We start from the raw sequence: 14,315 nt of genomic DNA, 5'->3' as shown, positions 1-14,315 counted from the left end.
TGTGCAGCGGCGCCCTTCCCGCAAAGTTCGCGTTCAGATGCCGCGGAGGAAGTCGATCTTGCCGATCTCCACCCCGTTGTGGCGCAGGATCGCGTAGGCGGTGGTCACGTGGAAGTAGAAATTCGGGATCATGAAGCCGAACAGATACTGCTTGGCGGGGAAGGTCATGTCCTTGCCGGCGAGCTTCTGGGTGATGGTGCGATCCTCGGTCCCGGTGAACGTCTCCGCCCGTATGCTCTCCAGGAAGGCTATGGTCTTGGCGAGGCGGTCCTTCAGCTCCGCCACGGTCTTGTCCTCATCGGGCAAGCTCGGGATCTCCATTTGGGCCAGGCGCGCCGCGCCGCCCCTCGCCGTTTCCGTGGCGCGATGGATCTGGGTCGAGAAGGGCAGCATGTCGATGGCGAGCCGGCTGCCCATGAGGATGGTCGGGTCGGCCTTCTTGCCCTCGGCATAGGCCACGGCCTTGTCGAGGATGGCATCGAGATTCTTCAACGCGCGCACCGTGGCGGGAACGGCGGCGTCGTACATGGACAGGGACACGAGCACACCTTCCGGTTTTGCGATTTGATCAAGTGGACGCAGGCTTCACTTGCTATGGCGATCACCATAGTATGGCGATCGCCATAGCGTCGTCAAGCGGGGCTCGGTATGATCAGGTCATGCCACGCAAGACCGACGCCCGCGCCCGCGCGATTGCCACCGCCGAACGACTGTTTCGCATCCAGGGCTACGCTGCGACCGGATTGACCCAGATCATTGAACAAAGCGGCTCGCCGAAGGGATCGTTCTACTTTCACTTTCCGCGCGGCAAGTCCCAGCTGGCAGAGGAAACGATCGATCTCTACGTTGCGAACAGAGCAGCCGCGTTCCGGCACATCTCGGCGAATACGACCGGCGACGCGCCGAGTTTTTTCAAACGGATTTTTACGGTCATCGCGGCCGAAATGATTGCCGACAACTACCAGTACGGATGCCTGATGCAAAACCTGGTGAATGAGCGGTCCGCGCTGGATGCTGAGCTGACCGAACGGGTCGCACGCGGATTTGTCGATCTGACCGACATCATTGCAGAGCATCTCCGCGGCTGCGGTTTCGCTCCCGCGCGCGCCTCCTCCAGCGCAGTCGCATTGTTGGCCGCCATCGAAGGCGGACGAACGATTGCCCGCGTGGAACGCGCGCCTGCTGTCTTCGAGGCGCTGGCGGATATTTTTTGCCGGAGGTGGCCTGCGCCCGAGCGACTACGGTGACGCTGCATTTTAATATTTCACCGGATTTAGTGCACTGTCACCGTAATTCAGGAGGGTGAGCACTTCAGGACCTACATCGCGTGCCAAGCCCTGCCACTGCTGGCGCGGCGCGAGCGGATACAGACGGGCTGATCTAGGGCGTGAGCCCATCAAGACCGGATTGGGTGGATAGCGGCCTGTCCCTTTTCCGCGCGGTAACAGGCAGGACGCCGGCAGAGGGCGCTTTTTCAGCGGCAACGTACGGTACGCTGCACCAGCTAACAAAGTGCACCGTCGCCGTATTCATCGTGGAATTCTAAAGTCCGAATGAAGTCGAGATTCCGCGCCTGACAACCTGAAAAAAAGTCATTGCGGTAGGAATCAATAGGAAAATAAAACCAACTAGGTAGAACCACAAAATGGCGATACGTAACCAGCGCATCGACCGGTTCTGCAGGAAGTAGTGCTGCCCCATCAATTCAGAGAGGTCGGTCTGCTTCATCATCTCTTCTGCGGAGCGAGCTGGATACATGTATTCAGCTGCAATATAGCTATTAATGCTAAGCGCGATAATGTGATTGATTAGAAAAAGCCGATGTTGAGCAGTGTCGTAATAGTCCTTTTCGCTCTCATAGAAATCATGGGCGTTAGCATGACGATCGACGACCTGCGGGCAGAACATGGTGTAGAGCAACGAGCCGACGGCGATAAAGAACCCACCGATGTACAGAGCGTACAATCTAGGCGACACACTGCAATCGAGGCAGAATGAGGAGTGGATCTTCAGGTACGCGACCGCGTAGTCGTTGAAGAGTATCAGATACCCCAAGACCGGGAATGCGATGGCTGCTTTGCCCAGCGCGGACCCGCCGATCACACCCAACCTGTTCCACTTTGACCACTCACTAACGCGTTGCGGCGCCCCGACCGGCCGGAACTCAAGATCCGAGTTCAGGTTGCCTTTGACGTTTTCTTGCATTCGAATCGCTCTTTAGCTCAGCGTAAGATTTTATCGTAAGTATCCGGTGAAGACCGCGGGTTAGTCGATTGCCGCCCCGCCAGTCCAAGGATCAGGCGACGAGCTTCTGGGCTGAGAGCTTCCAATTCCAAGGCAGAAGCTGGTCAAGCGTGCGGATGTTGTGGTCGTTGATTCGAGCGAGGACGTCGGCGAGCCAAGCCTGAGGGTCGACGTCGTTGAGCTTGGCGGTCTGTATCAGCGTGTACATCACGGCGGCCCGTTCGCCGCCGCGATCGGAGCCGGCGAACAGCCACGCCTTGCGGCCGAGTGCGATGCCGCGCAACTCGCGCTCGGCGGCGTTATTGGTCAGGCAGATGCGGCCGTCGGAGAGAAAGCGCGCGAACGTCTCCCAGCGCTTGAGCATATAGTCCATGGCCTTGGCGACCTCGGAGTGCCGTGACAGCTTAGCGCGCTCGGTGCGCATCCAGATCTGCAGATCAGCGACCAGCGGCGCAACGCGCAGCGCGCGCTCGGCGAGCCGTTCGAGCGGCACCCGGCCGTTGATCTTGCGTTCGACGTCAAAGATCGCGTCGATGCGCTTCACCGCCTCGAACGCCATCGGCGCGATGACGGCGAGTTTGCCACGCGCCTTGGCGGTGACGTCGGCGAGCACGAAGAACTTGCGCCGAGCATGCGCCCAGCAAGCGGCCTCGGTGATCGGCCCTCCTTGCGGCCGGCCTCGTACAGCCGGTTGAAGCCAGCGTAGCAGTCGGCCTGCAGGATGCCGCCATAGCCGTGCAGGTGACGCTCGGCGTGCTCGCCCGCGCGGTCGCGCGAGTAGAAGAACACTGCCGCTGGTGGATCGTGGCCGCCGAATGGGCGATCGTCGCGCACATAGACCCAGGCCCGTCCAGTCGCCGTCTGGCCCTTGGCAAGCACTGGCACCGGGGTCTCGTCGCCATGGACGCGGTTGCCCGCGAGCACGTGCGCACGGATCAGATCATGCAGCGGCCGCAGCAGCGCCGCGCAACCGCCCACCTGGTCGGCGAGCGTCGACAGGCTCAGCGCGATGCCCTCGCGCGCGTAGCGCTCCGACTGGCGATTGAGCGGCTGGTGCTGCCCGTACTTCTCGAACAGGATCATCGCCAACAGAGAAGGCCCGGCGAAGCCGCGCGGCAGAACGTGGAACGGCGCAGGCACCTGCGTGATCTTCTCGCAGTCCCGGCAGGTGAACTTCTCGCGCACGTATTGCACGACCTTCCACTGCCGCGGCACCACCTCCAGTGTCTCAGTAACATCCTCGCCGAGCTTGGCGAGCCGGGTCGAGCCACAGCAGGCGCAGGCATCGGGACCGGGCAGCACGACCCGCTCGCGCGGCAGATGCGCCGGGAACGGCTTGCGCGCAGGCTTGTTGCGCGGGAACGCAGACAGCGGCGGCGTCTCGCCAACAGCAGCGGCTGTCTTCTCGGCCGCAAGTTCGTCCTCCGCCGCAGTTGCTTCCAGCTCCTCAAGCTGAAGCTCCATCTGGTCAAGGAGCCGCGCCTTGTGCTCGCTGCGCTGTCCAAAGAGCTCGCGCCGCATCTTCGCAATCGTCAGACGCAGATGCGTGATCAGAGCCTCCGCGCCAGTCGCCTCGGCACGCATCCGCGCGATCTCGGCGTCGCGATCGCGCAGCAGGCGCGTCAATCTCTCGATCTCATCCGTGGGAGAATCACTGGGGCTCATCGCCAATGATGGAATCACAGGGCGCGCGGTTTGTATGCCCTTCCTATCGCGCTCCAACGCGTTCAGCCCGCCGCCTCCGGCCGCCATGTCCGCTGCGGCAGCCGCCAGTCGATCCCTTCCAGGAGATACCCGAGTTGGGCCGGCGTGATCGCCACCGTCCCGTCCGCCGGCGACGGCCAGATGAAGCGGCCGCGCTCCAGGCGCTTGGAGAACAGGCACATGCCCTGGCCATCGTGCCACAGCACTTTGATCAGGTCGCCGCGCCGGCCGCGGAATACGAACAGGTGGCCGCCATGCGGATCGCGCTTGAGGGTCTCCTGCACCAGCAGCGCCAGCCCATCGAACCCCTTGCGCATGTCGGTGCGGCCTGTCGCCAGCCACACCCGCGCCCCGCTCGGAATAGGGATCGTCATCGCCGCTCCAGCGCGCCGATCATCCGCGCCAGCGCACCGGGATCGACGCCTTGCTCGACGATGACCCGCAGCCCATCCGCAAGCACGATCTCCATGCGTCTGCACCCACCAGCGGGAGGCGGCGATGCCGCCGCGGCCGATCCTCCATCCGCAATCACCGCTTCGGCAAACGACACGGGCTCGGCATTCCCGCCCAGTCGCCCCTTGCGTGCCAGCCGACGCCAGGTGAACAACTGACCGGTCGACAAGCCATACCGCCGGGCGGTTGCCGAGACCTGCCGCGTGCCGCTATCGCTCTCGGCGACGATCCGCCGCTTCTCTTCCAGCGTCCAGCGACGCCGCGACCCGGTCTGGATCACCTCAAGCCGCGACACCTTCGGCATAGTCGTATGCTCAGTCATACGACTATGTCTTCGCGCCTCCCTGCATCAGCGCAAGGCGGTTCTCACCGGAGGGGTACATTTTATCGGCCATAGGCCCTTAGTTTCTATTCAACAAGGATGTTCTCATCCCCATAACATGGGTGAGACAAGCGCTCGCTCCTGCGCTTCTGGGAATATCCGCATGAGTGGAGCCATCAACTGTTCAGCCGTCGGCCGTTAAGAAGCTGGTTTTTAAAGTGCACTTAGTAGATAGATTGAGGAGTCGGACAGTCCGGCAAAGCAACGGCCTTATCAAACTCCGTAATTAAGTGCACTGTTCCGGAGACACGCGTGGAGTATCTCAACATCGTTCTTGCCGATGGTGATCCCGCCGAGGTGCGCGACGACCTCAATCTCATCGCCCGAGCGCAGGGCATGAGCCAAGTCGCAAAGGCCGCCGGCGTGACCTGAGAGGGGCTTTACAAGACGCTCGGCGAGAATGGAAATCCAGAGTTCGCAACTGTCCTGCGGGTCATCGGAGCCATGGGAATCCGCCTTAAGGCGGAGCCGACCCGAGCCAAGCCGAAAAAGAAAGCCGTGGCTTGACGCCGCGTCTTGCAGCGAACTTACCCACATCCGTGGATTCGCGGGTTCCGGGCCGCGCGAAGTAATGGCACAGTCATTGCTTCGCAACTTTGGGAGGAATCGATGTCACTTCGCGAGGGCGAAATTGCCATAGTCAAAGGAATGCTACTTCGCGGTGACAAGCAGCATGACATTGCCGCATGGTTCGGCGTCAACCCCGCTCGGGTAAACGAAATCAGCCAAGGCACAAACGGCTCTAGCGTCGCAGCAGCCCCGGCTGATCAACTGCCACCCCGAGGCCCCTATATGGCTGGCCGATCGGCATCACGCGCGCGCGACACCCTGATCGCCCTACGCGAACTAGTAGATGAGGCCATTGCTGATATCGACCTGTATGAGCGAGTCGGATAGAGAGACGCCCAAAGTCTCCACAGGCCCCAAGCGCAAATCAAGATATGGGAATGTGTGATATAACCTCCTTGTAATGTTAGTTGGGATGATCGAATGGCTCGCACCACGCAACCGCCCCCGCCTCCTCACCGTCCTTCTCTGTCGATCGAGCAGAAGCGACGGTTCATGGATCGATTGCGCCAGCGAATCGCCGATCTTGAAGCCTTCGATCCACAAAAAATTCAAGTCCGTCGTGACCCCAGCGTATTGGCACTCGAAACCGCTATCGACGAAACGTTATCGTCGGCATTTGGGCACGATACGATCGAATACAAACGCTACAGCGCCGCCGCGCGACTGGACAATGGCCCAATTAGTGCGATGTATATCGCCGGCCGGCGCCCACCGGGTTACGATGCATCGCAACTAACCAACGCGCGACACTATCTAACCCAAGGGAAAGCAAAATCCATCGCGCTTCTCGGTCAGGCCATCCGCTTCCTTGAAGACGAAATTGCCGAGCAAGAAGAACTCCCACCATCGAATGTCAAGGCGATCCGACCGACTCAGAAAAATGAAGTCTTCGTCGTACACGGCCATGACGAGGCCGCCCTGCAGGCAGTTGCTCGCTTCCTCGAACGGTTGGAATTGCCCGCCATCGTCCTACGCGAGCAGCCCGACCAGGGGCGCACGATTATCGAGAAATTCGAGGATTGCGCCGGCCGAGTCGGTTTCGCGGTTGTGCTCCTCACCCCCGACGATATCGTCGGTACTTCGTCGGCGCCTGCAGCGCGCAGCCGTCAGAATGTAATTTTTGAGCTGGGCTATTTTGCCGGCAAGCTCGGCCGCGGGCGCACATGTCTTTTGCGTAGAGGCGATGTCGAGATCCCGTCGGACCTTTACGGGGTCATCTATACCGAACTCGATCTCGCTGAAGGCTGGAAAATGAAGCTCGTAAAGGAGCTGAAGGCGGCAGGCATGAATTTTGATGCAAACAAGGCGTGGGGATAAAACGCGGCAAAGCACCGCCTCATGAGAGTCATGGCGATCCGGCTTAAGGCGGAGCCGACCCGAGCCACGCCGAAGAAGAAGGCCGTGGCATGATGACGTGAGCAGGCGGACGGCTGCATTACGACCGTCTTCCCCTCTGAAACTCGATCTTTGGAGAGATTTCGTCCCGAAACAGCCGGGCGTTGGAGAGCGCCGCGAGCTGCTCTAACATTTGTTCGTGGTTATTCAAATATTCCGGGATCGGACCACCGAAACCATCCGTTGATCCAAGACTCTGAAAACCGATCTTCCGTTGTACGAATACCGCTGTGAGTTTACCGATGGCTTCCATAAAGCGATCGCTCAGATCTTTCGGCATAAAAATTAGCTGCTTACGGAGCAGCAATCTCGCCTGGTGCTGTTCGCGGCCGGCGCGCGCTATCTGTTGCCATGTTACGATAGCCACGTATTCCTTATTCTTGTCGGCGGCTTTGCGAAGTCGTTCCTTTTCACGGTCTGGGAAATCGCTCCCATAGATGAACGCCTCTTGCTCAGCTTCGGACATGCCCGCGAAGTCGGGATGTTCGACATACCCCAGTGCGCAGGTGGTCGTCGCTAAATATGCTTCGACGAAACTCTCCCAAACCAGCTTAATCGCAGCAAACTCCATTTCATTCGATCGTTTTCCGCGGTCACCAAAATGGGCGAGCTGTTCCTTAAGTTTCTCGATCTCCTGGTTTTGCTGATCCTTCAGATCAGCGAGCTTCCGGTCGAAATGAAAGCCGAGATATTTCTCTCCCAACTTTGTGGGCAACAAGACGACAAAACCCATCCCAGCGACGCCGGCAGCGACCGCCGTTTGCAGGAGCCAGGATACAATTTCCCCCCAACTGATCATTGCGGCGAAACCTCGTCCTTATGCGAGGACAGCGAACCTTGGTTGCCAGTCTCGCTGCTGACCACTCAACCGTATTTTACCACGCGGCCACGCCGCGCGGCGAGGGCCGAAGGCCACCCGCCCAAAAATTCGCCCAAGCGCCCAGGGCAACGCCGAAAAGGACCGAGATAACAAAACGATAAGATAGGGTCTTCCCTACCTTTACACGGGAGAGGTCCAACGTTCGATCCCTTGCGCGTCGGACGAGATCATCCCGCCCTGCTTCGAAGAGACTGTCTCCAAAGCGTCGGGCAAATCACTTTGTGTTTTGCGCGATCTAACGTCACAAATTACGCTGGCGGATACAGAAATCGCCCGCGCGTAAAAACTCATTTCACAAGCTATTTCAACGCAGAACGCCGAACTGCCTCCAGATGGCGAAAATCTCCCCTTTCGTTTTTACAGAAATCGTGCATTATTACGCGCATCCTGCCTCACCGAGAGGGGCGCACGCGCGGTCGTCACGATGCGTGAGGCGGGGATGCGGTGGCCGTGTCGGGTCGCAGCGTGATCTGATCATGCCGACGAACGATGCCGATGCGGACGTGAAATCGTGTGGGCCTGGCCTCCCGGTGCTGAGGTCAAGCCGGTCGCAGCGCTTGCGCGTTGTTGCCGACGACGGGGGCAAGACAGCCGGTCCCCGGGGCGAGCACGTATAAGCGTTAAAACCAGCGCGCGGGGAATGCCGGTTGACCGGCTGCACCTGTGGTACCTGCCGCCTGCATTTTTTTCTGCAGGCGGGCCATGGGTGAGGCCTTCACCCGGCATTCCCCGCGCCCTCTCGATTTTTTCGAAGGGCATGTCGGTCGCACTGCCCGGGCGCAACGCGCCGCGGGGATGCGGGCGTGTGTCTGCGGTTCGAGACCATGGATAGGATCAGGAAGGCTCTCGCCGTCATCGCGAGCGAAGCGAAGCGATGCAGGATCGCTCGGAGAAGCAAGTCTGGATTGTTTCGCTTCGCTCGCAATGACGACGTTGAAGAGCCGATGCGTACTTCAAAATCTCGGAATGTCCGGGAAGGCGAGCTTGCCGGCATGGACGTGCATGCGGCCGAGCTCGGCGCAGCGATGCAGGGTCGGGAACACCTTGCCGGGGTTGAGCAGGCCCAAATGATCGAAAGCGCATTTGAGGCGCTGCTGCTGGTTCAGGTCGATCTCGCTGAACATCTCGCCCATCAGGTCGCGCTTCTCGATTCCCACCCCGTGCTCGCCGGTCAGGACGCCGCCGAGCTCGACGCAGCAGCGCAGGATGTCGGCGCCGAAGGCTTCCGCCCGCTCGATCTCGCCGGGCTTGTTGGCGTCATAGAGGATCAGCGGGTGCAGATTGCCGTCGCCGGCGTGAAACACGTTGGCGCAGGCGAGACCGTATTGCTCGGACAATTCGCGGATGCGCGCCAGCGCCTTCGGCAGCGCGCCGCGCGGGATGGTGCCGTCCATGCAGAGATAATCCGGCGAGATGCGCCCCACCGCCGGAAACGCCGCCTTGCGGCCGGCCCAGAACAGATTGCGCTCAGCCTCGGAGGTCGAGATGCGGCAGGTGGTCGAGCCGCAGCCGGTCGCGATGCTCTCGACACGCGTGATCAGCTCGTCGACCTCGACCGAGGGGCCGTCGAGCTCGATGATCAGGAGCGCCTCGACATCGAGCGGATAGCCGGCATGCACGAACGCCTCCGCGGCGTGAATGGCGGGCTTGTCCATCATCTCCATGCCGCCCGGAATGATGCCGGCGCCGATGATGCGCGCAACGCATTCACCGGCGGCCTCGACCTGCGCAAATCCGACCATCAGCGCGCGCGCCGTCTCCGGCTTCTGCAGGATGCGCACCGTCACCTCCGTGACGACGCCAAGCAGGCCCTCCGATCCCGTGATCACGCCCATCAGATCGTAGCCGGCATTCTCGGCGCACTTGCCGCCGATGCGCAGGATCTCGCCGGTCATCAGCACGATCTCGCAGCCGAGCACGTTGTTGGTCGTCATGCCGTATTTCAGGCAATGCACGCCGCCGGAATTCTCCGCGATGTTGCCGCCGATCGAGCAGGCGATCTGCGAGGATGGATCGGGCGCGTAGTAGAAGCCGGCATGCGCGACCGCCTGGCTGATGGCAAGATTGGTGACGCCGGGCTCGGTGACGACGACGCGGTTCTCGAAATCGATCTCGCGGATGCGCTTGAACTTGCCGAGTCCCAGCAGCACGGCATCGGCCAGCGGCAGCGCGCCGCCCGACAGCGAGGTGCCCGAGCCGCGCGGCACGACCTTGATGCCCTGCGCATGGCAATATTTCAGGATCTGCGAAACCTGCTCGGTGGTCTCCGGCAACACCACGACCATCGGCGGCTGGCGATAGGCCATCAGCCCGTCGGACTCGTAAGGCAGCATCTCGGCGGTGCTGTCGATGACGCCCTCGCCCGGCACGATCGACCGCAATGCAGCAACGATTTGCTCGCGGCGCGCGAGCACGCCCCTGTCCGCCTCGGGCATCTTGATCGCCATCGTCGCTCTCCCGGTGTCACGCGCGATTTGTCGTGTCTTATCAATCACAACTGCGAGGATTTGAACAGGCGGCAGAGCGGCTTTGCTGCGAGGTGCGCGGCCAATGGGTCGCCCAAATTGATGATTTCCCAAAACGCGTCACGGCTTGTGCGAGGCGTGACGCCATGTAACAAACCGCGCACATCCGTCTCGCAACCACAGAGTCTGATCCATGAACAAACTGACTTTGAGCGCTCTCGTCGTCATCGCCTGCTCGTCGCTTGCCTCTGCGGCGCTGGCGCAGGACGCTGCCGCAGGAAAGACCGCGTTCAACAAGTGCCTGCCCTGCCACTCGATCGGCGAAGGCGCCAAGAACAAGGTCGGCCCCGAACTGAACGGGCTCGATGGCCGCAAGTCGGGCACGGCGCCGGACTACAACTACTCGGATGCAAACAAGAACTCCGGCATCACCTGGAACGAGGCGGTGTTCAAGGAATACATCAAGGACCCGAAGGCCAAGATTCCCGGCACCAAGATGACCTTCGCCGGCATCAAGAACGAGACCGAAATCAACAATCTGTGGGCTTATGTTTCGTCCTTCGACAAGGATGGCAAGCAGAAGCAGTGATCGGCGCTGTCGCGCCGCAGCGAAACGTGGCGCCAGCAACTGGCCTCAAAACCCCGGGCGATGGCCCGGGGTTTTCATTTCGTGAGCGCATCCGCCGCCTCGGGCACGCGGCCGAGCTCGGCGACCATCCGCGAGACCTCGGCCGCGACGAGGTCGGGCGCGGCGTTCTGCACCATGTGACCGAGATCCGGGATCACGACCAGCCGGGTCTGCGCCACGGCTTTGGCGAAGGCGCGCGAATGGATGTCCGTGAACACCGTCCGGTCGGCCTCGCCCGAGATCACCGTGACCGGGCAGCGGATGTCGCCATAGCGCGGCATCTGCTCCATGACCGCCGGCTTCAAGGTCACGAGATCATGGGCATTGGCGAGAAACTCGCGCGGCCGCAGCAGCAGTGGCGTGGCGCTTTGGTCGACGAAATCGTCCGGCATGGGCTGCGGCAGGAAGACGCCGCGGGCACCGGGATCGAGCAGCCCAAGGCCAAGCGGAAGCGTGATCGTATGCGCCAGCAACGGCCCGAGCAGCGGCGTGGTGACAAGCTTGTTGTAGCGGCCGACCCCGCCGCGCCACACATGGGTCACCGGCGCCAGCATGACGAGCCCTGCCACGCGCTCGGGGAAGTCGAGCGCCATCCGCGTGCCCAGCGCGCCGCTCCAGGAATGCACGACGAGAACGACGGACGTAACGCCGATCTTATCGAGCGCCTGGTTCAGCATGCGCGCCTGGACCGCCGGCGTGGAATCCTGAACATGCGTTCGCCTGCTCCAGCCGTGGCCGGGACGGTCGACGAGCAGCACACGATGGCCCTGGGCCGCCAGCAGCTCGCCAAGCGGGTGCCGCATCGCTTCGAGATTGGAGCTCGCGCCATGGATCAGGAGCAGCGGCGGCTTACTTGCATGCTTGGCGCCGATATCCACAAGATTGATGGTTGCATCGTCAACTTCGATCGCCTGTCCTCGCGCCGGATAGCGGCGCTCGATCACAACAATGCCGACCTGCGTGAGGAGCGCCAGCAAAGCCAGGGCGCCGAGTAAGAACATTGGAATCATTGATGTTTTTCTACCTGCCACGCAACCAGATACGAGTCCGGTCGGGACAGGTTGCACAATTGTCGGGACCGTGTCCGGCGCGATCGCGCAGATCCTGTCATCACGGCGTCGTCGGCCTTTTTATAACCATGGTCGGGACTTTTTCTCACCTGCGTGGGCAAACGCCGTGAATCGCTCGCGGCCCCGATCTATCCACATGATCCACAGCAACGCGGATCGGGCGCCGGGGTTAGACCTGAAGGTTAGTTGAGGGGGTATCCGATGAGTTTCCGATCAAGCGAGGCCGCGATCGACGAGATCGTCGCGAGCTGTAATGGCGACCTTCGGGGCGCGCTGAAGGCGCTCCTGCTGGTCAACGAGCATCTTGAGGCCGAGATCGCCCAGCTCTACGCCGCGGCGGCTCAATACGGTCTCAGCGAGCGCAATCGCAACGCGCTGCACTGAATTGCCTTCCGGGCTTGCCGGCGCGCCACCCGCACCAGGCGCGCATGAAGGATGTGGACTCCGCCTCACAAGGCGGGCCTGAGATCGTGGTTGGAGTTGCCAGCGCGTCGTCAGATGTCGCGCCCTTCGACCTTCTCGCTCAGGGTCTTCACCAGCTCCGGCACCTTCTCCAGGTAGGGGTCGACCTCGAGCGCCCTTCGGAAGGCTTCGAGCGCGCGCTTGTCCTCGCCGAGGTCCTGCATGATCATGCCGAGGCCGGCGAGCGCCCCGAAATGGCGAGGCTCGCGCACCAGCACCTGCTGGATGTCGGAGAGCGAGCGCGCGTAGTCGTTCTGCAGATAGTACAGCGTGGCGCGGCGGTTCCAGGCCTCGACATAGTCGGGCCGCAGCTTGATCACCGCATCCAGGAGCTTCAGCGCGATCTCGGTCTGATGCGCATCCAGCGCGGCCTTCGACCGGGTCATCAACAGGGCGACCGTATCGCTCGGCGTCTGCAGCCACGCCGCCCAGATCCGCGCTTCGACATGGCGGGCGCTGACCTCGTCCGGGGCCGCCTTCAGCGCCCCGAACAGGAAATCGAGATTTTTGCTCTTGTCGCCGCCGACCTTGGGCAGCTTGGCAGGCGCCTCAGGCGGCTTTTGTTTTGGCGCCGCATTGCGCGGATCACCCTGCGCACTGGCAATGCTGGGTGCGGAGATGACGAGCGCGGCGAGCAGAATCGCCCGGGAGAGTCTCGATGTCATCCCCGAAGTTTAGCCGCAGCCGAACAGCCTTGCAAAGCAAGGCTGGCGTCAAACAGCCGTGAGCGATCGGCTCAAGAAGACTTAGCCCTGACGCGCCTTGAAGCGGCGCTGGACCTTGTTGATCACATAGACGCGGCCCTTGCGGCGGACCAGGCGGTTGGCGCGATGGCGGCCACGCAGCGATTTCAGCGAGTTACGGACCTTCATGGGACATCCTGATGCGGTAAAAGGCCGTGTTGGACAGGCCGAAAGTGGCAAAAAGGAATTCTTTCCCGCTGGCGGCCGCGCCGCCCGGGACGGCCGGTTTCTACCCACCACCCGGGTTGATGTCAATCGAAACGGCCCTTTTATTAACTCTGCGGAGCCGCCCCCCGCCCGGCCGGTCCGGAACCGCTCCTCCCCCTAAAAAAATCCCGCCGCAGACCCGCGAATACCATCGCTGCCAAATTTGTTATATCGTATAATCAATTCGCAACGCCAAAAATGAACACCGGGAACGCCTGAGATGCCCAAGCTCGCTTTGCCCAAGATCGATGATGTCGTCGCCATCGATATCCACACCCATGCCGAAGAACCCTGCGGCATGCACGGCGATGACGGCTATGACGACTTCCAGGCGCAGATGGCGGAGTATTTCAAATCGCCGCACAAGCATCCGCCAACGGTGCCGGAGACGGCCGCCTATTATCGCTCCAAGAACATCGCCGCCGTGATCTTTCCGGTCGATGCCGAGCGCGAGACCGGCTTTCGCCGCTACAACAATTACGAAATGCTCGAGGTCGCCTCCGAGCATCTCGACGTCCTGATCCCCTTCGTCAGCATCGATCCGCACAAGGGCAAGCTCGGTGTGCGCGAGGCCCGCAGGCTGATCGAGGAGTACGGCGTCCGCGGCTTCAAATTCCATCCCACCATGCAGGGCTTCTACGCCAACGACCGCATGGCCTACCCGCTCTACGAGGCGATCAACGACGGCGGCGCGATCGCGCTGTTTCACACCGGCCAGACCGGCGTCGGCTCCGGCATGCCCGGCGGCATGGGCATGCGGCTGAAATATTCCAACCCGATGTATATGGACGACGTCGCGGCGGATTTCCCGGACCTCAAGATCATCCTCGCCCACCCCTCCTTCCCCTGGCAGGAAGAGGCGCTCTCGGTCGCGACCCACAAGCCCAACGTCTACATCGACCTCTCAGGCTGGTCGCCGAAATATTTCCCGCCGATCCTGGTGCGCTACATCAATTCGATCCTGCAGGACAAGATGCTGTTCGGCTCCGACTGGCCCGTCATCACGCCGGACCGCTGGCTCGCCGACTTCGCCAAGCTCGAGATCCGCGACGAGATCAGGCCGAAAGTGCTAAAAGCGAACGCACGGAAGCTGCTCGGAATCTGACGCGGAG

At 61.6% G+C, this 14,315-nt stretch carries 17 protein-coding genes; 7 read left to right on the top strand and 10 right to left on the bottom strand.

The genetic code is table 11. The features are described from left to right. Window positions 1-33: 33 nt before the first annotated feature. Window positions 34-540 carry a DUF1993 family protein gene (locus P6U24_RS09410; RefSeq protein ID WP_407158852.1) on the bottom strand — a complete coding sequence of 169 codons (507 nt, stop codon included), beginning with the start codon at window positions 538-540 and terminating at the stop codon, window positions 34-36. A gap of 119 nt (window positions 541-659) precedes the next feature. On the opposite strand from P6U24_RS09410, the gene P6U24_RS09405 reads away from it, so the two are divergent. Beyond that, window positions 660-1,247, top strand: coding sequence for a TetR/AcrR family transcriptional regulator (locus P6U24_RS09405; RefSeq protein WP_407158851.1), 588 nt, complete (start codon window positions 660-662; stop codon window positions 1,245-1,247). 295 nt (window positions 1,248-1,542) lie between these two features. On the opposite strand, the gene P6U24_RS09400 is transcribed toward P6U24_RS09405, so the two are convergent. The 4 genes from P6U24_RS09400 to tnpA form a co-directional block, all read right to left on the bottom strand. Then, entirely contained in the window at window positions 1,543-2,205 is a 663-nt protein-coding gene (locus P6U24_RS09400; protein WP_407158850.1) for a hypothetical protein, read from the bottom strand. Between the two features lie 91 nt (window positions 2,206-2,296). After that, window positions 2,297-3,909, bottom strand: a protein-coding gene (tnpC, locus tag P6U24_RS09395) for an IS66 family transposase (protein WP_407158849.1) whose coding sequence is annotated in 2 segments (ribosomal slippage) — window positions 2,297-2,907 and window positions 2,907-3,909 — 1,614 coding nt in all. Because the reading frame shifts where the segments join, the coding sequence is not laid out codon by codon here. A 62-nt stretch (window positions 3,910-3,971) separates the two neighbouring features. Beyond that, window positions 3,972-4,322, bottom strand: coding sequence for an IS66 family insertion sequence element accessory protein TnpB (gene tnpB, locus P6U24_RS09390; protein WP_407153976.1), 351 nt, complete (start codon window positions 4,320-4,322; stop codon window positions 3,972-3,974). Continuing rightward, the gene (tnpA, locus tag P6U24_RS09385; RefSeq protein ID WP_407153975.1) at window positions 4,319-4,723 is read right to left on the bottom strand and encodes an IS66-like element accessory protein TnpA; all 405 of its coding nucleotides are present in this window, start codon (window positions 4,721-4,723) and stop codon (window positions 4,319-4,321) included. Before tnpA ends, tnpB begins: the two co-directional genes overlap by 4 nt. A gap of 312 nt (window positions 4,724-5,035) precedes the next feature. On the opposite strand from tnpA, the gene P6U24_RS09380 reads away from it, so the two are divergent. From P6U24_RS09380 to P6U24_RS09370, 3 genes are all read left to right on the top strand, one after another. Next, window positions 5,036-5,155, top strand: a complete 120-nt coding sequence (locus P6U24_RS09380) for a DNA-binding protein (RefSeq protein WP_407158848.1) — start codon at window positions 5,036-5,038, stop codon at window positions 5,153-5,155. A gap of 237 nt (window positions 5,156-5,392) precedes the next feature. Then, window positions 5,393-5,680 (top strand): hypothetical protein, encoded by a 288-nt coding sequence (locus P6U24_RS09375; protein WP_407158847.1) that lies wholly within the window; start codon window positions 5,393-5,395, stop codon window positions 5,678-5,680. Between the two features lie 93 nt (window positions 5,681-5,773). Continuing rightward, window positions 5,774-6,670, top strand: coding sequence for a TIR domain-containing protein (locus P6U24_RS09370; protein ID WP_407158846.1), 897 nt, complete (start codon window positions 5,774-5,776; stop codon window positions 6,668-6,670). Window positions 6,671-6,788: 118 nt separating this feature from the next. On the opposite strand, the gene P6U24_RS09365 is transcribed toward P6U24_RS09370, so the two are convergent. Together P6U24_RS09365 and P6U24_RS09360 are read right to left on the bottom strand one after the other, a co-directional pair. Continuing rightward, a complete protein-coding gene (locus P6U24_RS09365; RefSeq protein WP_407158845.1) occupies window positions 6,789-7,547 on the bottom strand; it encodes a hypothetical protein in 759 nt (252 codons plus the stop codon). 1,034 nt (window positions 7,548-8,581) lie between these two features. Then, window positions 8,582-10,075: an FAD-linked oxidase C-terminal domain-containing protein gene (locus P6U24_RS09360; RefSeq protein ID WP_407158844.1), complete on the bottom strand. Its 1,494-nt coding sequence runs from the start codon at window positions 10,073-10,075 to the stop codon at window positions 8,582-8,584. A 211-nt stretch (window positions 10,076-10,286) separates the two neighbouring features. Here P6U24_RS09360 and cycA point away from each other — a divergent pair, with 211 nt between their 5' ends. Next, window positions 10,287-10,682, top strand: a complete 396-nt coding sequence (gene cycA / locus P6U24_RS09355; protein WP_407158843.1) for a cytochrome c-550 CycA — start codon at window positions 10,287-10,289, stop codon at window positions 10,680-10,682. A 74-nt stretch (window positions 10,683-10,756) separates the two neighbouring features. Here cycA and P6U24_RS09350 read toward each other — a convergent pair whose 3' ends face one another. Next, a complete protein-coding gene (locus P6U24_RS09350) occupies window positions 10,757-11,731 on the bottom strand; it encodes an alpha/beta fold hydrolase (protein ID WP_407158842.1) in 975 nt (324 codons plus the stop codon). A gap of 261 nt (window positions 11,732-11,992) precedes the next feature. Here P6U24_RS09350 and P6U24_RS09345 point away from each other — a divergent pair, with 261 nt between their 5' ends. Next, on the top strand, window positions 11,993-12,175 hold the full coding sequence (locus tag P6U24_RS09345; protein ID WP_407158841.1) for a hypothetical protein: 183 nt from the start codon (window positions 11,993-11,995) through the stop codon (window positions 12,173-12,175). A gap of 110 nt (window positions 12,176-12,285) precedes the next feature. Here P6U24_RS09345 and P6U24_RS09340 read toward each other — a convergent pair whose 3' ends face one another. Both P6U24_RS09340 and ykgO read right to left on the bottom strand, forming a co-directional pair. Further along, window positions 12,286-12,918, bottom strand: a complete 633-nt coding sequence (locus tag P6U24_RS09340) for a tetratricopeptide repeat protein (RefSeq protein ID WP_407158840.1) — start codon at window positions 12,916-12,918, stop codon at window positions 12,286-12,288. Window positions 12,919-12,999: 81 nt separating this feature from the next. Beyond that, on the bottom strand, window positions 13,000-13,125 hold the full coding sequence (gene ykgO / locus P6U24_RS09335; RefSeq protein ID WP_006611362.1) for a type B 50S ribosomal protein L36: 126 nt from the start codon (window positions 13,123-13,125) through the stop codon (window positions 13,000-13,002). 298 nt (window positions 13,126-13,423) lie between these two features. Between ykgO and P6U24_RS09330 the strand changes: the two genes are divergently transcribed. Next, on the top strand, window positions 13,424-14,308 hold the full coding sequence (locus P6U24_RS09330) for an amidohydrolase family protein (protein WP_407158839.1): 885 nt from the start codon (window positions 13,424-13,426) through the stop codon (window positions 14,306-14,308). Window positions 14,309-14,315: the final 7 nt, after the last annotated feature.

The organism is Bradyrhizobium sp. STM 3557 (assembly GCF_045571465.1).
GTDB lineage: Bacteria > Pseudomonadota > Alphaproteobacteria > Rhizobiales > Xanthobacteraceae > Bradyrhizobium.
Note: the sequence above shows the minus strand (reverse complement) of the source record. Positions and strands in the feature narration are given on the sequence as shown.